Genomic DNA, 18,282 nt, shown 5'->3' on the forward strand with positions numbered 1-18,282 from the left:
CCCGGCAGGGGTACCTTGGCTGGGTGAGCAGGCTGCGCATTGGAACCTCCGGCTGGTCCTACCAACACTGGCGGGATGAGTTCTATCCGCCGGGCTTGCCGGCCGCCAAATGGCTGGAGCACTACGCGGACCGCTTTGACACCGTGGAGTTCAACGGCAGCTTCTACCGCTGGCCACGGGAAGAGGCGTTCGCCAGGTACCGGGACCGTCTGCCGCCCGGTTTCGAGTTCTCCGTCAAGGCGCCCCGCGGCCTGACACATGCACGGAAACTGCGTGATCCGGTCGTCTGGATCGAACGGATCACCCGCTGCTGGCAGGAGCTGGGAAACCGGGCGGGTGTGCTGCTGCTGCAGCTTCCGCCGGATCTGGAGCGCGACGACGGCAGGCTCGCCGGGGTGCTTTCGGCGCTGTCCCCGGATATCCGGGTGTCCGTCGAGTTCCGGCATGCCAGCTGGAACGTCCCGGAGGTCTTTGGGCTGCTGGCGGAGCACAACGCTGCCTACTGTGTGATGAGCGGAGCACAGCTTCCCTGCCTGCTGGAAGCCACCGCGGACTTCGTTTACGTCCGGCTGCACGGACCGGATCCGGACGTCCTGTACGCCGGTTCCTATTCCGAGGCGGACCTGCGCTGGTGGGCGGACAGGATCCGGGAATGGGAGGATTCCGGACGGGAAGTCTATGCGTACTTCAATAACGACGGCGGAGGCGCCGCGGTGCACAACGCGCGGCGCCTCCGGGAACTGCTGGCCCTCACCGGAAATCCCCAGGCCGGATAATTGCCGGCCGGGGTCAGCGGGCGGCGAGCATTTTCGCCCGCCGGTGGGAGAGGACCTGGCCGCCGATCACCACCAGCAGTGCGAGGATGAACATGGCCGAGCCGATCACGTTAGCCTGTGCCGGGATTCCCCGGGTGGCGGCGACGTAAATGAACTTCGGGAACGTATCGACGTTGCCGGAGTTGAAGTTGGTGATGATGAAGTCATCGAAGCTCATGGCGAAGGCGAGCAGCGCGGCTGCGACGATGCCGGGCAGCAGCAGCGGAAACGTGACCCGCCAGAACGCCTGGACCGGAGAGGCGTAAAGGTCTCCCGCGGCCTCCTCGAGTTTCGGATCCAGGCTGGCAACCCGGGCCTTGACTGTCACCACAACAAAGGAGATACAGAACATGGTGTGGGCGAGGATGACCGTGCCCATTCCCAGTTCGGCTCCGAGGTTCAGGAACTGGGCCAGCAGGGATGCGCCCAGGACCACTTCCGGGGTGGCCAGCGGCAGGAAGATCAGCATGTTCGCCGTCGCGTTGAACTTGAACCGGTACCGGACCAGTCCAATGGCGATCGCGGTTCCGAGCGTGGTGGCCAGGACCGTGGCAATAAACCCGATCTGCAGGCTGTTGCCCAAAGCCTGGCAAACATCCGGGGCCCCGCAGGGGTTCTTCCAGTTCTCCAGCGTGAAGCCGCGCCAGGTGAGGTTGGTGCGGCCGGCGTCGTTAAAGGAGAAGGCGAAGACATACGCAATGGGAACCAGCAGGAAAAGGAAGGCCAGTCCTCCGAACACCGGCACCAGCCAGCGGCCAAGTCTCTGTTTCATTGTCGGTCCCTTACATCAGTTCTTTGGTGCCGAAACGGCGGACGTACAGGATCACCAGGAACAGGATCGCCAGCATCAGCAGGAAGGACAGTGCGGACGCTCCCGGGTAATCCACCACCCGGAAGAACCGGGAGTCGATAACCTGGCCAATCATGGTGGTGTTCTGGTTGTTGCCCAGCAGAGCCGCGTTGACGTAGTCGCCGGTAGCGGGGATGAAGGTCAGCAGGGTGCCGGCCATCACGCCCGGCAGGGAGAGCGGAAAGGTGATTTTGCGGAAGGTGGTGAAACCGTTCGCGTAGAGGTCCCCGCCCGCCTCGATCAGCCGGGTATCCAGCCGTTCCAGGTTGGCGTAGATCGGCAGGGTCATAAACGGCAGGAAGTTATAGGTCAGGCCGCAGATCACGGCAAACGCCGTAGCGGTCAGGCGTCCGTCCGGCGGCAGGAGGGCCAGTGAGCGGAGCACCGAAACCACGGGTCCTTCATCGGCCAGGATCTGCTTCCAGGCCTGGGTGCGCAGGATGAAGCTGGTGAAGAAGGGCGCGATGATCAGCACCAGCAGGATGCCCTTGAGCAGCTTCCGTTCCCGCAGCCGGACAGCCACCAGGTAAGCCATCGGGTAGCCGATGGCCAGGGCTGCCACGGTGGCGATCAGCGCGAAGGCGAAGGAACGCAGCAGCGCGGGCCAGTAATCCCGGAGGACCACCACGTAGTTGCCGAACTCCAGCGCCGGCACGAACTGCCCGACGTCGGCCCCCTCAGGCTTGATGTAGAGCGAGGTCGCCAGGAGGGAAACCACCGGCAGGGCGAAAAACAGGAGCAGGAAGATAAAGCCGGGAAGGATCAGCAGGTAGCCAACCCGGCCGCGCCGTTTGCCCGCTTCCTCTTCGGCCGCGCTGGGGCCGGTGTCGGCACCGGCGCTGGCTTTGCCGGTGGCCAGCAGTGCCATCAGAGACCGTCCTCTCCGGCTCCGGCCTGCCGGTCCTCGCTTCCGCTGAGGCCGAAGGCATGCGTGGGATCCCAGGCCAGGCGGACCCGGTCGCCGTCGGCAAACAGGGCACCGCCGTGGTTCTGCGTGAAAACCCCACCGTGCCGATCCCCTCTGCCTCGACCAGGTACTCCGTGCTGGCTCCGGTGAAGGACGCATCCAGCACAACGCCCCGGATGGCATCCTGCGCCGAGCTGGCCAGATCCGCTTCCATCCGCAGTTTCTCCGGCCGGATCCCTACCAGGATCCGGCCGCTGTGGTCCGTGGCGCGGTCCTTTAGCAGGGTCAGCGCGTTTCCTGCCACGTCCAGCTGCAGGAACTCACCTGCTTCTGAAGTCACCGTGGCCGGCATGAGGTTGGACTTGCCCAGGAAGTTCGCGACGAATGCCGTGCGCGGAAGGTCATACAGTTCCTGCGGCGGGCCCATCTGCTCTACGCGGCCATGGTTCATCACGGCCACGGTGTCGGCCATGGTCAGGGCTTCCTCCTGGTCATGGGTGACGTGCACAAAAGTCAGCCCCACTTCGGTCTGGATCTTCTTCAGCTCCACCTGCATCTGGCGGCGCAGTTTCATGTCAAGGGCTCCCAGCGGTTCATCCAGGAGCAAGACGGCGGGCTGGTTCACCACGGCGCGCGCCAGGGCCACACGCTGCTGCTGCCCGCCGGAGAGCTGGGCCGGGCGGCGCGCGGCCAGATGACTGAGCTCCACCAGTTCCAGGGCGGCTTTGGCCTGGGCCTCGGCGTCCCGGACCTTGCGGCGCTTGAGCCCAAAGGCCACGTTGTCCAGCACGCTCATGTGGGGGAAGAGGGCGTAGTTCTGGAAGACCGTGTTCACCGGACGCTGGTAGGAACTGGTGCCGGTAATGTCCTTGCCGCCCAGGCTGATGCTGCCGGCGGTGGGCTGTTCCAGGCCGGCGACCATGCGCAGCGTCGTCGTTTTTCCGCAGCCGGAGGGGCCCAGGAGGGCGAAGAAGGAACCGGACGGGATCACCAGGTCGAGGTTATCGACGGCGGTAAAGTCGCTGAAGCGTTTGGTGATCCCGGACAGGACCAGGTCCGCGCCGGTACCGCCCGGTGCCGCACCCGGTTCCCGGGAAAGCTCAGTGGTGCTCATGGCGCTAGTTTCCGATCGCGGTCTGGAAGCGGTCGCTGTAGTCAGTCTCTTCATCAGGAGTCAGTGTCCGCAGAACGTGGGCGCTGGCCAGGAAGTCATCCGTGGGGAAGATCAGCGGGTTCTCGACCAGGGCCGGATCGATGTCCTGCATGGCCTCCCGTGCGCCTTCAACCGGGCAGATGAAGTTGACGTACGCTGCCACCGTGGCCGCATTGACCGGGTCGAAGTAGTAATCCATGAGCTTCTCGGCGTTGGCCTTGTGCGTGGCGCCGATCGGCACCAGCAGGTTGTCCGACCAGAGGGTTCCCCCTGCCTCGGGGATGGCGAACTCCCATTTATCGCCTTCCTCGAAGTTCAGCTGGGTAATGTCACCCGACCAGCCAATGACGGCCAGGGCATCCCCCGAGATGAGGTCTTCCTTGTAGGAGTTGCCCTTCACCTGGCGGATCTGTCCGTCCGCAATCTGCTTGGAAAGGATGTCCAGGGCATTCTCGAATTCCTGGTCTCCCCAGTCGCCGGTGATGTCCACTCCGTTGTCCAGCATCAGCAGGCCCATGGTGTCCCGCATCTCGTCCAGGACCTCCACCCGGCCCTTGAGCTCCGGCGACCAGAGGTCGGAGACCGTCTTCAGTCCCTTGGGGAATGCCTCTTTGTTCCAGGCGATTCCGGCAAACCCGGACTGCCAGGTCAGCGAGTGCTTGCGTCCCGGGTCGAAATCCACGTTCTGCAGGGTGGAAAGCAGGTTCTTGGAGTTGGGGATGTTCGCGAGGTCCAGTTCCTGGGTGTATCCGAGGCGGATCAGGCGGGCCGCCATCCAGTCTGTCAGGGTCACAATGTCCTGGCCGATGTCCTGGCCGGCCGCCAGCTGTCCCTGGACCTTGCCGAAATAGGTGTCGTTGCCGTCCACATCCTCGGAATAGCTTGCCTTGATTCCAGTGGCCGCCGAGAAGGCTTCCAATGAGGGGTATTTCTGGGTGGAGTCGTCGTAGTCCAGGTACAGCGTCCAGTTGGCCCAGCTCACTGTCTTTTCCGAATCGGAAACATCCGCCGCGGGACTGGGTTTCGAGGACGAGCCTCCCGTCCCTCCCCCGGTTCCGCAGGCGGCAAGCATGCCCGCGACTGACAGGCCGCCCGCACCCAGCAGCAGCTTGCGGCGGGAAAGCTGGGAGTTGATGATGCTCCTGAGCATCGGATCGGTCACGGGGCGCTTCGACATTGGAACTCCTTGCTGGCACAACTGCACTGCGGACGGGTTGTTGTTGATCGATAGTGCCAGACGCAATTCCGCACCTACAAGGTTTTCGTTGTAAAAGTTTTGTTACACCACGGTTTCCGAAAATAATCCGCCAATGAGACATGTTTTCAGTTTCCAAAAGCCTTGATTTCGAACGAAATAAAAGATTGAATTGCAACCACTCGCACGCCGCGAGCCGGTGAATCCGCATCAGGAGGTGAAGAAGACTATGGAATCCGCAGCTGGAAGCCATTCTGTCGACGACATCTCCAAGGCGATCATCGAGCAGCTGCAAGCAGACGGGCGCCGCTCCTACGCTGCGATCGGTAAGGCCGTGGGCCTCTCCGAAGCCGCGGTACGGCAGCGGGTCCAGAAGCTGACGGACAGCGGCGTGATGCAGATTGTGGCCGTGACGGATCCCCTGCAGCTGGGATTCCCACGGCAGGCGATGCTGGGCATCAAGGTCCACGGAGATGTTCTGGCGGTGGCTGACCTGGTGTCGGCCATCGACCAGGTGGACTACTGCGTCGTCACGGCCGGCTCATTCGATCTGCTGGCCGAAGTCGTGTGCGAGAACGACCAGGACCTGCTGCTGCTGGTGAACCGGTTCCGCGGCATTCCAGGCGTTTCGAGCACTGAAACCTTTATGTATCTCTCCCTGCGGAAGCAGGCCTACAACTGGGGCACCAGATGACCGAAACAACAGTCCAGCCTTCCTCCACGCCGTCTTCAACTTCGTCAACAACCCCGCGCGGAACGGACCGCCAGCAGGCGGCCCGCGACCATCTGTGGATGCACATGGCCCGCCACTCGGGCCCGGTATCCGGCGGCAACGTTCCCATCATCACGCGCGGCAAGGGACACCTGATCTACGATGACCGCGGCCACGAACTGATTGACGGCCTGGCCGGACTGTTCACCGTCCAGGTGGGCCACGGCCGGGAAGAGCTGGCCGAGGCGGCGGCCCGCCAGTCCCGCGAACTGAGTTTTATGCCGCTGTGGTCCTACGCCCACCCGCCGGCGATCGACCTCGCCGAGCGGCTGGCCGCCGGGGCTCCCGGCGACCTGAACCGGGTCTTCTTCACCACCGGCGGCGGTGACGCCGTCGAATCCGCGTGGAAACTGGCCAAACAGTTCTTCAAGCTCACCGGAAAACCCACCAAACACAAGGTGATCTCCCGTGCGGTCGCCTATCACGGCACGCCGCAGGGCGCCCTGTCCATCACCGGCATCCCGGACATGAAGGCTCCCTTCGAACCGCTGGTTCCCGGGGCGTTCCGCGTGCCGAACACCAATCAGTACCGTGCCCCCGCAGGCCTGGAGGACCCGGAAGCCTTCGGCCGCTGGGCCGCGGACCGCATCGGTGAAGCCATCGAATTCGAAGGACCGGACACCGTGGCCGCCGTCTTCCTGGAGCCGGTGCAGAACTCCGGCGGGTGTTTCCCGCCGCCCCCCGGCTACTTCCAGCGGGTCCGGGAAATCTGCGACCAGTACGACGTCCTGCTGGTCTCCGATGAAACCATCTGCGCCTTCGGCCGGATTGGTTCGATGTTCGCCTCGACCGACTTTGATTACGTGCCGGACATCATCACCTGTGCCAAGGGCATCACCAGCGGCTATGCCCCGCTCGGTGCCATGATCGCGTCGGACCGCCTGTTCGAGCCGTTCGCCAAGGGAGACACCACCTTCTACCACGGCTACACCTTCGGCGGGCACCCGGTCTCCGCCGCCGTCGCCATGGCCAACCTGGACCTCTTCGACAGTGAAGACCTCAACAACCGTGTGAAGACCAATGCTCCTGCCTTCCGCGCCACGCTGGAGAAGCTGAAGGATCTGCCGATCGTCGGCGATGTGCGCGGCGAGGGCTATTTTTACGGCATTGAACTGGTCAAGGACAAAACCACCAAGGAGACCTTCTCTGACGAGGAATCCGAGCGGCTGCTGCGCGGCTATATTTCAACCGCCCTGTACGACGCCGGCCTCTACTGCCGTGCCGACGACCGGGGGGATCCGGTGATTCAGCTCGCTCCGCCGCTGACCATCGGCCAGCCGGAGTTCGACCAGATCGAATCGATCCTGCGTTCAGTCCTCACAGAAGGCCTGAACCACCTCTGATATGGCGCTCTCCACAGCTCCCGTGAACGGCAACGTCTCCTTCTGGTTTGCCGAAACCGGCCTTCCCGATCCCCGTCCCGGCCTGGACAGGGATCTGGAGGCGGATGTCGCCGTCGTCGGCGCCGGTTACACGGGGCTGTGGAGCGCCTATTACCTGAAACAGGCCCGCCCGGACCTGTCCGTGGTGGTTCTTGAATCCCGGTTCGCGGGGTTTGGCGCCTCCGGCCGCAACGGCGGCTGGCTGACCAACTCCATCACCGGCGGGCGCGGACAGTACGTCAAAACCCATGGCCGCGCCGTCGTCGGGCGGTTTCAGGAGCTGCTGAACGGCACGGTGGACGAGGTCATCCGGGTGGCAGCGGCTGAGGGAATCGACGCCGGAATCGCCAAGGGCGGGGAGCTGAATGTTGCCCGTAACCGGGCCCAGCTCGGCCGGCTGCGGGCCTTGGCCGCCGAGGAAGCCCAGTGGCCGGAGGCCGGTACCCGCCTGCTCGATGCCGGTGAAACCGCCGAGCGGCTCAACGTCGCCGGCGCTCTGGGCAGCATCCACCACCCGCACTGCGCGCGCATTCATCCGGCGCGCCTGGTCCGGGGCCTGGCCGGCGCCGTCGAAGCCCTGGGCGTGCCTGTCTTCGAAGACACCCCCGTCAGCGAAATCCTTCCCGGCAGGGCCGTGACCCCGCGGGGAACCGTGCGTGCCAGGTACATTCTGCGCGCCACCGAGGGATTCACCGCCAACCTGCGCGGCCACCACCGGGAATGGCTGCCGATGAACTCCTCCATGATCGCCACCGAACCGCTGCCGGACAGTGTCTGGGATGACATTGGCTGGAGCTCCATGGACACTGTGGGCGACATGGCGCACGCGTACATGTACGCCCAACGCACCGGTGATGGGCGGATCGCCCTGGGCGGACGCGGCGTGCCCTACCGTTTCGGCTCCCGGACCGACAGCGACGGCGCGACCCAGCCGGAGACCATCGCCAAGCTCACGGCACTGCTGCGGGACATGTTCCCGGCAGCGGCAGCGGCGCGCATCGACCATGCCTGGGCCGGTGTGCTGGGAGTCCCCCGCGACTGGAAAGCCACCGTGGGGCTGGACCCGGAGACCGGGCTGGGCTGGGCCGGCGGCTATGTCGGCACCGGCGTCGCGGCCACCAATCTCGCAGCCCGCACCCTGCGGGACCTGATCCTGGACCCGGAGAGCGAACTGACCCGGATGCCGTGGGTCAACCGGAAGGTCCGGCGCTGGGAACCCGAACCCCTGCGCTGGCTCGGGGTGAAGTCCATGTACGCGGCGTATTACGCGGCCGACCGTGCCGAAAACCGCGGGCGGGCGACGACGTCGCCCATCGCCAAGGCCGCGGACCTGGTTTCGGGGCGGTAGCGGACTACACCGCGGCTGGAAGCGACTGCAGCTGGCGCAGCAGCACGGCTACGTGCAGCGAGGTCCGGGATTCCGGATCGTTCAGGGATACCCCCAGCTTCGCTTCCAACTTGTCCAGCCGGGCGTAGAGCGTAGGGCGGCTGAGGTAGCCACTGCGGGCCAGCTCCGTTTTATTGCCGCCGCACTCCAGGAACCGCTGCAGCAGCACCAGGTCCTCCTCCGCACCCTCCTCCAGGATCCCGCGCAGTTCCGCTGCAGCGAAGGACACCGCACGGGAGTCCTCGCGCAGCAGGGCCAGCAGACCGCGCAGCCGCACATCGGTGGAGCGGAAGTACCGCTTCCCGCTGCCGGGCATGGTGCCGGCGGTCTGCGCCACGTGGGCCGCTTCATCCAATCCGGCGGCGGCATCGGCCAGCGCAGACCGGGCGCGGCCCACCCCCGCCGTCCACAGCAGCGGTTCCGCGGCGGCTGCGGAACGCCCAGCCAGGTCTCCGCACAGACGTTCCAGCACACTGTCTTCCAGCATCCGCGCGGGCAGGGCCAGCAGTACCGCCACCTGTCCGGTCTGCAGTGCTGCTGCCAGGGCGGAGTTCCGGGTGGAGGCCAGCACACCATCGAGCAGTTCCAGCAGGGCCCGTTCCTTGCGCTGCATCGACATCGGATCCTTGCCGCTGCCGGCATCCAGCTGCAGGACCAGCGGCAGATAGGCCGGTGAAGGAGGCAGCCCCAGCGCAGCCGCACGGGTCATCACTTCATCCTCCTCCGGCCCCCGGGGCGAGCGCAGTTCATGGATCAGCCCCGCTTTGGCCTGCTGGGCCAGGCCTGCCTGGTCCCGCTCGGCGAGCCGGTTGATGGACAGGGCCTGGCCTGCCCGTTCGAGCACCATTGAGGCCTCGGCCGCGGCTTCCGGGGAGGCCGAGGCCTGGGGAACCACCAGCCTTCCCCAGTGCTGGCTGCCCAGGCCCACCGGGGTCTGCAGCCAGCCCCCGGCCCCCGTCCGGGCCGTTTCCCCGCTGCGGTGCACGGCGCGGGAGCGGCCCTGCCAGTCCTGCAGGAGCTCCTGCGGCGGAACGTTCCCGGGAGCGAACGCGACCACCAGATGGGAGCTGTCCTCCAGCACCACCGGGGACCCGAGCAGCTGCCCGGCACGGTCAACAATTTCCTGCACTCCGGCGCTTTGCAGGCTGAGCATCGTAAACACCTCGTGGACTTCCCGCGCCTTCTCCACCTGTTCCAGTTGCCGCGCGACGATGCGCCGGTGCACCACTTCGGTGACTTCCACGAACCGGATCCGGCGGTGCAGCCGGACCACGGGCAGGTCCGTATGCGCCGCGGCTGCAGCCAGGGCTGCCGCGTCCGCCGGACGGCCGGCAAGGATTTCCACGATGACCCCCGCCGCTCCTGCAGCCTGCAGCCCGGCCAGATAGTCACGCGCTTCCGCCGCCGAACTACCAAACGCCAGCCCGGTGGTCAGAACCAGTTCCCCGCCCTCCAGCAGGTCCGCCAGGCTCGCCAGCTCGGCAACGTGCACCCAGCGCACGGGGGCGCCCAGAAACTCTTGTCCCGACAGCACCTCCGGAGCTCCGGCACGCACGACGTCGAGCTCCAGCACGTCCTCCAAGGTCAGACTCATGCCGCGAGTCTAGGTGCTCTTCCCCTACCCGTCCTTACAAAGCGTAAAGATCCATCAATATTTCCTGACAGGTTGGCAATGTCCGTGGTGTCACACCCTTGGGCAGGATGGAGCCAGACCCGCGAAACCCACACCTTAGGAGCCCCCGTGCAGACCACGAAGCACTGGATCAACGGCGCTTTCACCGCCCCGTCCGACACCCGCCTGGCCGACGTCACCAACCCTGCCACCGGCAAGGTCACCTCACAGGTAGCGCTGGCCTCCGCCGAGACAGTGAATGACGCCGTCGCCGCTGCCGCCGCTGCCTTCCCGGGCTGGCGGGACACCTCCCTGGCCCGCCGCGTGCAGATCCTCTTTGCCTTCCGTGAACTGCTGAACGCCCGCAAGCCGGAACTGGCCGCCATCATCACCGCTGAACACGGCAAAGTGCTCGACGACGCGCTCGGCGAAATCAGCCGCGGCCAGGAAGTCGTGGAGTTCGCCTGCGGCATCCCGCACCTGCTCAAGGGCGGCTACACCGAGAACGCCTCCACGAAGGTGGACGTGCACTCCCTCCGCCAGCCCGTGGGCCCGGCCGCCATCATCAGCCCGTTCAACTTCCCCGCCATGGTGCCCATGTGGTTCTTCCCGGTCGCTATTGCCGCCGGCAACACCGTCGTCATCAAGCCGAGCGAAAAAGACCCCACGGCTGTCAACTGGATTGCCGAACTCTGGAAGGAAGCCGGCCTGCCCGACGGCGTCTTCAACGTGGTCCACGGCGACAAGGTGGCCGTGGACACCCTGCTGCAGCACCCGGACATCAAGTCCGTGTCCTTTGTGGGTTCCACACCGATCGCGCAGTACGTCTACCGTGAAGGCACGGCCGCCGGCAAGCGCGTCCAGGCGCTCGGCGGCGCCAAGAACCACATGATCGTCCTGCCCGACGCCGATCTGGACCTGGCCGCCGACGCCGCCGTCAATGCCGGCTTCGGTTCCGCCGGCGAGCGCTGCATGGCCATCTCCGCCCTGGTCGCCGTCGAGCCCATCGCCGATGAACTGGTGGCTAAGATCGCCGAACGCACCCGCACCCTGCGCATCGGTGACGGCCTGCGCGGCACCGACATGGGCCCCCTGGTCACGGCCGCCCACCGCGACAAGGTGGCCGGCTACATCGAGGCCGGCGAAGCAGCGGGTGCCACCGTGGTCCTGGATGGGCGGCAGGTGGAGGCCGATGCCGAGGGTGAAGGCTTCTTCCTCGGCCCTACCCTCTTCGACAACGTCACTCCGGAAATGTCCATTTACACCGATGAGATCTTTGGCCCCGTCCTCTCCGTGGTCCGCGCTGAAAGCTATGACGAGGCGCTGGGGCTGATCAACGCGAACCAGTACGGCAACGGCACCGCAATCTTCACGAACGACGGCGGCGCCGCCCGCCGCTTCGAGAACGAGGTGGAGGTCGGTATGGTCGGAATCAACGTACCGATTCCCGTCCCGATGGCCTACTACTCCTTCGGCGGCTGGAAGAACTCGCTCTTCGGCGACTCGCACGCCCACGGCACCGAAGGCGTCCACTTCTTCACCCGTGGCAAAGTGGTCACCAGCCGCTGGCTCGACCCGAGCCACGGCGGCCTGAACCTCGGCTTCCCGCAGAACGCCTAGGACACGAAGGAGTATCCGCAGATGAGCACCGCTACCGAATCGGCTGTAACGGAAGAGGAACTGGCCGCCGGGCGCCGGGCCTACGACCTGGACCGCAGGCACGTTTTCCACTCCTGGTCAGCACAGAAGCAGATCAAACCCATGACGGTCACCAAGGCCGAGGGGTCCTATGTCTGGGACGGAGACGGCAACCGGCTGCTGGACTTCTCCTCCCAGCTGGTCAACACAAACATCGGCCACCAGCACCCCAAGGTGGTTGCGGCGATCCAGGAGCAGGCCGGAAAGCTGTGCACCATTGCTCCGCAGTATGTGAATGACGCCCGTTCGGAGGCGGCCCGGCTGGTCTCCGAGCTGACGCCGGGGAACCTGGACACCGTCTTCTTCACCAACGGCGGCGCCGACGCAATTGAGCACGCCATCCGGATGGCACGCCTGCACACCGGACGGTACAAGGTCCTCTCGGCCTACCGTTCCTACCACGGCGGCACTGCCCTGGCCATCAACGTCACCGGGGATCCCCGCCGCCTGGCCAATGATTACGGCAACGCCGGCACCGTGCACTTCCACGCGCCGTTCCTGTACCGCACCCAGTTCCACTCCACCACGGAGGACGAGGAGTGCCAGCGGGCGCTGGAGCACCTCGAGCAGTTGATCCTGCTCGAGGGCCCCGCCGCGTTTGCCGCCGTCGTGCTGGAATCCATTCCCGGTACCGCCGGGATCATGGTGCCACCTCCCGGCTACCTGGCCGGTGTCCGGGAGCTGACCCGTAAATACGGCATCATGTTCATCGCCGACGAGGTCATGGCCGGTTTTGGGCGGTCCGGCAAGTGGTTCGCGATCGAGCACGCCGAGGGGGTTGAACCCGATCTGATCACCTTCGCCAAGGGCGTCAACTCGGGCTATGTGCCGCTGGGCGGAGTCGCGATCTCAGACGAAATCGCCGCAACGTTCGCCGACACCGCCTACCCGGGCGGCCTGACCTACTCCGGTCATCCGCTGGCCTGCGCCGCTGCGGTGGCGACCATCGGCGCCATGCGGGACGAAGGCATGGTGGAAAACGCTGCCTTTCTGGGGTCAGACGTTTTTGGCCCGGGACTCGCCGCACTGGCGGAGCGGCACCCGAGCGTCGGCGAGGTCCGCGGGACCGGTGCTTTCTGGGCCATCGAGCTGGTAAAGAACCGGGACACACGGGAACCTCTGGCGCCCTACGGCGGTTCCAGCCCGGCCATGAACGAGCTGATTGCGGCCTGCAAGGAACGCGGCCTGCTGCCGTTCGCCAACTTCAACCGCATCCATGTGGTCCCGCCGCTGAACGTCAGCGAAGAGGAAGCGCGGACCGGGCTTGGCATCCTGGACGAGGTCCTGGGCCTAGCGGACAGCCACACCGAGGCGTAGGCCGCGCCCGGCGGCTGCCCTGAATCCGACTGCCCGCTTCCCGGGAATCGTCCCGGGAAGCGGGCGTTTTCCGTGTGCACCGGTACAAGGAGGCAGCCGCTTCCACCCACTTGTATTTCCCGGATGTAAACATTCCGGCAGCTTTGAAAGCACCGTTGACAAGGTCACCGGCCTCCCGTTTTATGGGAGCAGTCTGACCGTATGAATGCCATTCATTATTTGCGCACGTTTGTGTGTCATGTACCCATATGGTCCGGAAAGCGCTGGGTAATCCGGAAAAGACCCCAACAGGAAGGTGCCCGTGCCACACGCAGAATGGGTTTTCCATTCCGGAGCTGTCTTCGACGGCCGCCGGCTGGTCCGCGGGGCCAGCGCCGTGGCAGTCTCCGGCGGCCGGGTGTCGGCTGTCGGCAGCGATTCTGAGCTCCGGGCCCTGGCCGGCCCCGCCACGCAGACCGTCGACCTGGCCGGCCGGCTCATCTCCCCCGGCTTCACCGACGCCCACGTCCACGCCGCCTACGCCGGTGTGGAACGCCTGGGCTGCGACCTGGCGGAGCTCAGCGGCGCCCAGTCCTGCCTGGACCGGATCGCCGAATACGCGGCCCTTACTCCGGCTCCGGGGAACGACGCCGGCTGGGTCACCGGAGGCGGCTGGTACAAAGGCGACTTTCCCGGCGGCTACCCGGACCGCGCGCTGCTGGACGCCGTCGTCCCTGACCGCCCCGTGTATCTGATCAACCGCGACCACCACAGCGCCTGGGTGAACTCGCGTGCCCTTGAACTGGCCGGGATTGACGCGTCCACACCGGATCCGGCGGACGGACGCATTGAACGCGGCTCCGGCGGCCACCCCAGCGGCATTCTGCACGAAGGTGCCATGGACCTGATGACCCGGCTCCTGCCGCCGGTCACGGCCGAGCTGCTCGAAGCCGGCATCCTGCACGCCCAGGAGCACCTGTTCTCCGTTGGGGTCACCGGCTGGCAGGAAGCCATCCTCGGCAGTTACGGCGGCTACCCGGATGCATCCGCCGCCTACCGTTCACTGAGCAGGTCCGGAAAACTGAAGGCCCGGGCTGCCGGCGCGTTGTGGGTTCCGCGGGACACAACAGTGGATTCGGTCCCGGATCTGGTGGAGTCCTTCCGGAACCGCCGGGCTGAGAATGTTGCTGCCGGGTTCAGTACGCGCAGTGCCAAGATCATGGTCGACGGCGTTCCCGAGAACCTCACCGCAGCCATGCTGGACCCCTACCTGAAACCCTGCGCCTGCGCCGGACCGGAGTCCGCCGGTGAGCGCGGGCTGCTTTACCTGCCGCCCGAGGTGCTGCAGGCCGCTGCGGTGGCGCTGGACGCCGCCGGATTCGACCTGCATCTGCACGTGATCGGTGACAGGGCCGTCCGGACCGGGCTCGATGCGATCGCCGCGGCACGGGCAGCAAACCCGGGATTCGCCGGCCGGGAACATCCGGATCGACAGCATGCGGGAAGACACCAGATGGACAAACGACACCATATGGACAGACGACACCATATGGCGCACCTGCAGATCATCCATCCCGGCGACGTCGCGCGCTTTGCAGCACTGGAGGTCACAGTGAATGCGCAGGCGCTCTGGGCCTGCAATGACGACCAGATGAGGGATCTGACCGTTCCACTGCTCGGTGCCGAACGCGCTGCCTGGCAATATCCTTTCGCTGATCTGGAGGCCGCCGGAGCCAGCCTTGCAATGGGCTCCGACTGGCCGGTTTCCAGCCCCGATCCCTGGCAGGCCATCCATGTGGCGGTCAACCGCGCGCATCCGGATCATCCCGGCGCTCCGGCGCTGCAGCCGGAACAGGCCCTGACTCTGCAAAGTGCCCTGGCCGCCTATACCGGCGGTTCGGCCTGGCTGAACCGGTCAGCAGGGGGTTCCTTGGTCTCCGGCGCACCGGCGGATCTGGCTGTGCACTCGGCCAACCCGTTCGGACTTCCCGCCCCGGGTTTGTCCGCAGTCCGCGTGGACCTGGCGATGGTCGCGGGGGAACCCGTTTTTGTCCGGGATGGCGCTGCCGGCGGGACTCCCGCCCGGCTGCAGAGGACCAGCGCATGAGGTTCAATTCCTGCCCCTGTTCCCTGCCAAACCCACCCGTTTCCAGCCCAGCCAACCGAATGGACTTAGCAACACATGGCTAACACCGTCCCCGCCCCCACCGTCCTTGCAGCCGGCATTCCCCTCCACCCGGACAGCCTCGACCTGGCCCACGAGCCGGTGGCTCCCTCCGCCATCGCCGCGGGAACCCCCGCCACCGGTCTCCACGAACTTGGCCTTTTCGGCGGCGTGGAGCTGGGGGTCTGGGAGATGACCGAGGGCGGGATGTACGACACCGAAGCCGAAGAGGTCTTCCTGGTGCTCTCCGGCACTGCCACCGTGGAGTTCCTCGACGAGGACGGGTCCGTGACCTCAATCCACGAACTCAGTCCGCATACGCTGATGCGGTTCGCCGCCGGAACCCGCACCCGCTGGACTGCCACCAGCACCCTGCGCAAGATCTACCTGACCCTGCCGTCCTAGGACCGCCTTCACCGCGTTCCCGGAACCCAACGATCCACGGAGTAAGAAACCATGCAGCAGTTCACCGAAGGCCACCAGTTCATCAACGGCCGCTACCGGCACGGCAGCGGCGAGGAGGCCCAACGCATCAACCCGGCCACCGGCGCGGCCGCGGAGACCCTGCGCTACGCTGACGCCTCCGACGTCAACGACGCCGTCGCCGCCGCCAAGCAGGCGTTCGCCGGCTGGTCCAAACGCACCCCCGGCGAACGGTCGGAGGCCCTGCTGGCGCTGGCCGCCGAACTTGATGCCCGGGCCGGGCTGCTTGCCGAGCTGGAGACTTCCCAGACGGGGAAGTCCATCCGGATGTCCACGGAATTCGATGTGCCGGGAACCGTGGACAACGCCGCCTTCTTCGCCGGAGCTGCCCGGCAGCTGCACGGCCTGGCAGCGGGCGAATACGGGGCCGGAGGGACCTCCATGGTCCGGCGGGAACCGATCGGTGTCATCGGCTCGATCTCCCCGTGGAACTACCCGCTGCAGATGGCGGGCTGGAAAATTCTCCCCGCCGTTGCTGCCGGCAACACGATTGTGCTCAAGCCCAGCGAACTGACGCCCGGGACGTCCCTGATCTTCGCCGAGGCCGCTGCCGCGGCCGGAATTCCCGACGGCGTGATCAACATTGTCACCGGCTCCGGGCCCGTAGCCGGTGAGGCGCTGGTGACCCACCCGGATGTGGCCATGACCTCCTTCACCGGATCCACCACCGTCGGCCGCCACATCATGGCCATGGCAGCCCGCACGGCGAAGCGGGTCCACCTGGAACTCGGCGGCAAGGCCCCGTTTGTTGTCTTTGACGACGCCGATCTCGAGGCTGCGGCGCACGGCGCCGTCGCCGGATCAATCATCAACGGCGGCCAGGACTGCACAGCTGCGACCAGGGCCTACATCCAGGCACCGCTGTTCGAGCAGTTCACAGCGCGGGTCGCGGAACTGATGGACGCCGTCGTCGTCGGGGACCCCACCGACCCGGATACGGACCTCGGCTCCCTGATCAGCCACGTGCACCGGGACAAGGTTGCCGGCTTCGTGAACCGCGCCCGGGACGCCGGTGCGAAGATCCTGGCCGGCGGTGAGGCACCTGACGGTGCGCTGGCCCGTGGTGCGTTCTACCGGCCCACACTGGTCACCGGCGCGGCCCAGGACTCGGAGATTGTGCAGGACGAGATTTTCGGCCCCGTGCTCACCGCACTGCCCTTCGACACGGACGAGGAAGGCATCGCGCTGGCCAACGACACGCCTTACGGTCTGGCCGCCTCAGCCTGGACCCGGGACCTCTCCCGTTCCCTGCGCGCCAGCGAAGAAATCGCGGCGGGCTGCGTCTGGGTCAATGACCACATTCCGATCGTGTCCGAGATGCCCCACGGCGGCTACAAGGCCTCCGGCTTCGGCAAGGACATGTCCATGTACTCCTTCGAGGAATACACCAACGTCAAGCACGTGATGATGAGCCGCGATGCTGCCGCCCACAAGGAGTGGCAGGACACGGTTTTCCGGGCCCGGTAAGCCGGCCTTCCCACCGTCCCTATCTTCCGGAGGTATCCCATGATCGAGATCACCCGCACCGGCGCACTGCTCTCACCGGCGGCAACCGGTCCCAGCACCCGGCCGGCGCTGCGGGTGGGCGTGGTCCAGCACCGATGGCAACCGGATCCGGAAGCGGTAAAAGCCGAGCTGAACGACGGGATTGCCCGTGCCGCCGACCAGGGAGCTGCCGTCGTCTTCCTCCCCGAGCTCACGCTGTCCCGTTACCCGGCGGACACCCTGCCCGATGGCCGGCCGGCAGACCTTGCCGAGGACCTCACCAACGGTCCGACGTTCGCATTCGCTGCGGCGGCCGCCCGGCGCCACGACGTCTGCGTGCATGCTTCCCTGTACGAGCAGGCGGAAGGGCCGGACGGACTGGGGCTGAACACTGCTGTCCTGGTGTCGCCGGAAGGCCAGCTGCTGGCCCGGACGCACAAACTGCATCTTCCGGTCACCACCGGGTACTTCGAGGACAGGTTTTTTCGCCCCGGCCCCGCGGTTGCGGATGCCTACCAGGTCCATGCGCCCGCAGAGCTCGACGGCGCGAGGCTGGGCCTGCCCTCCAGCTGGGACCAGTGGTTTCCCGAGCTGGCAAGGCTTTACGCGCTGGGCGGAGCGGAGGTGCTGGTCTATCCGACGGCGATTGGTTCGGAACCGGATTTCCCGGACTTCGACACGCAGCCGCTGTGGCAGAAGGTGATCCTTGGGAACGCCATCGCCAACGGGCTGTTTATGGTGGTCCCGAACCGGTGGGGCAACGAAGGAAACCTCACGTTCTACGGATCCTCGTTTATCTGCGACCCCTACGGCCGGGTCCTCGTGCAGGCTCCCCGCCACGAGTCGGCGGTGCTCATTGCCGACCTCGATCTGGACCAGTGCGCCCACTGGCGCACGCTCTTCCCATTCCTCGATACCCGGCGGCCGGAGACCTATGGAGCGCTGGTCGAGCCGGCGCGGGGTGGGGCGGCCGGGCAGGAGACTGCGGCGGGGACCGTACCGGAGGCTGCATCCGGGGTTCCAGCCAGCTACGCCTCCATCGGGAGATAACGCTCCCGCATGCGGGGCAGCTTTAGCAGGTCA

At 66.1% G+C, this 18,282-nt stretch carries 15 protein-coding genes; 10 read left to right on the forward strand and 5 right to left on the reverse strand.

Features of this window, described 5'->3' with window-relative positions; genetic code table 11:
* Positions 1-23: 23 nt before the first annotated feature.
* Positions 24-776 carry a DUF72 domain-containing protein gene (locus tag H9638_RS05475; RefSeq protein WP_191746177.1) on the forward strand — a complete coding sequence of 251 codons (753 nt, stop codon included), beginning with the start codon at positions 24-26 and terminating at the stop codon, positions 774-776.
* Between the two features lie 13 nt (positions 777-789).
* Here H9638_RS05475 and H9638_RS05480 read toward each other — a convergent pair whose 3' ends face one another.
* The 4 genes from H9638_RS05480 to H9638_RS05495 are packed head-to-tail and all read right to left on the reverse strand — an operon-like array spanning position 790 to position 4,902.
* Entirely contained in the window at positions 790-1,587 is a 798-nt protein-coding gene (locus tag H9638_RS05480) for an ABC transporter permease (protein ID WP_191746178.1), read from the reverse strand.
* 10 nt (positions 1,588-1,597) lie between these two features.
* On the reverse strand, positions 1,598-2,383 hold the full coding sequence (locus H9638_RS05485; RefSeq protein ID WP_404799630.1) for an ABC transporter permease: 786 nt from the start codon (positions 2,381-2,383) through the stop codon (positions 1,598-1,600).
* Entirely contained in the window at positions 2,343-3,686 is a 1,344-nt protein-coding gene (locus tag H9638_RS05490; RefSeq protein WP_404799631.1) for an ABC transporter ATP-binding protein, read from the reverse strand. The genes H9638_RS05485 and H9638_RS05490 overlap by 41 nt, the downstream gene beginning before the upstream one ends.
* Before the next feature lie 4 nt (positions 3,687-3,690).
* The gene (locus H9638_RS05495) at positions 3,691-4,902 is read right to left on the reverse strand and encodes an ABC transporter substrate-binding protein (RefSeq protein WP_191746180.1); all 1,212 of its coding nucleotides are present in this window, start codon (positions 4,900-4,902) and stop codon (positions 3,691-3,693) included.
* Between the two features lie 247 nt (positions 4,903-5,149).
* On the opposite strand from H9638_RS05495, the gene H9638_RS05500 reads away from it, so the two are divergent.
* The 3 genes from H9638_RS05500 to H9638_RS05510 are packed head-to-tail and all read left to right on the forward strand — an operon-like array spanning position 5,150 to position 8,422.
* Positions 5,150-5,614 carry an Lrp/AsnC family transcriptional regulator gene (locus H9638_RS05500; RefSeq protein ID WP_191746181.1) on the forward strand — a complete coding sequence of 155 codons (465 nt, stop codon included), beginning with the start codon at positions 5,150-5,152 and terminating at the stop codon, positions 5,612-5,614.
* Complete coding sequence (locus H9638_RS05505; RefSeq protein WP_191746182.1) at positions 5,611-7,035, forward strand: aspartate aminotransferase family protein; 1,425 nt, start codon at positions 5,611-5,613, stop codon at positions 7,033-7,035. Before H9638_RS05500 ends, H9638_RS05505 begins: the two co-directional genes overlap by 4 nt.
* A gap of 1 nt (position 7,036) precedes the next feature.
* Positions 7,037-8,422 (forward strand): NAD(P)/FAD-dependent oxidoreductase, encoded by a 1,386-nt coding sequence (locus tag H9638_RS05510; protein ID WP_191746183.1) that lies wholly within the window; start codon positions 7,037-7,039, stop codon positions 8,420-8,422.
* Between the two features lie 4 nt (positions 8,423-8,426).
* Here the strand turns inward: H9638_RS05510 and H9638_RS05515 are convergent, their stop codons facing one another.
* Positions 8,427-10,055 (reverse strand): PucR family transcriptional regulator, encoded by a 1,629-nt coding sequence (locus tag H9638_RS05515; RefSeq protein ID WP_191746184.1) that lies wholly within the window; start codon positions 10,053-10,055, stop codon positions 8,427-8,429.
* Positions 10,056-10,202: 147 nt separating this feature from the next.
* Between H9638_RS05515 and H9638_RS05520 the strand changes: the two genes are divergently transcribed.
* From H9638_RS05520 to H9638_RS05545, 6 genes are all read left to right on the forward strand, one after another.
* Complete coding sequence (locus H9638_RS05520) at positions 10,203-11,693, forward strand: CoA-acylating methylmalonate-semialdehyde dehydrogenase (protein WP_191746185.1); 1,491 nt, start codon at positions 10,203-10,205, stop codon at positions 11,691-11,693.
* 21 nt (positions 11,694-11,714) lie between these two features.
* A complete protein-coding gene (locus tag H9638_RS05525; RefSeq protein WP_191746186.1) occupies positions 11,715-13,088 on the forward strand; it encodes an aspartate aminotransferase family protein in 1,374 nt (457 codons plus the stop codon).
* Between the two features lie 301 nt (positions 13,089-13,389).
* On the forward strand, positions 13,390-15,174 hold the full coding sequence (locus H9638_RS05530) for an amidohydrolase (protein ID WP_318241788.1): 1,785 nt from the start codon (positions 13,390-13,392) through the stop codon (positions 15,172-15,174).
* A 75-nt stretch (positions 15,175-15,249) separates the two neighbouring features.
* Positions 15,250-15,636: a cupin domain-containing protein gene (locus tag H9638_RS05535; RefSeq protein WP_191746188.1), complete on the forward strand. Its 387-nt coding sequence runs from the start codon at positions 15,250-15,252 to the stop codon at positions 15,634-15,636.
* Between the two features lie 51 nt (positions 15,637-15,687).
* On the forward strand, positions 15,688-17,181 hold the full coding sequence (locus tag H9638_RS05540; RefSeq protein ID WP_191746189.1) for a gamma-aminobutyraldehyde dehydrogenase: 1,494 nt from the start codon (positions 15,688-15,690) through the stop codon (positions 17,179-17,181).
* 39 nt (positions 17,182-17,220) lie between these two features.
* Positions 17,221-18,249, forward strand: a complete 1,029-nt coding sequence (locus H9638_RS05545; RefSeq protein ID WP_191746190.1) for a nitrilase-related carbon-nitrogen hydrolase — start codon at positions 17,221-17,223, stop codon at positions 18,247-18,249.
* Positions 18,250-18,282: the final 33 nt, after the last annotated feature.

It is taken from the genome of Arthrobacter pullicola (assembly GCF_014836875.1).
In the GTDB taxonomy this organism is placed as follows: domain Bacteria; phylum Actinomycetota; class Actinomycetes; order Actinomycetales; family Micrococcaceae; genus Arthrobacter_B; species Arthrobacter_B pullicola.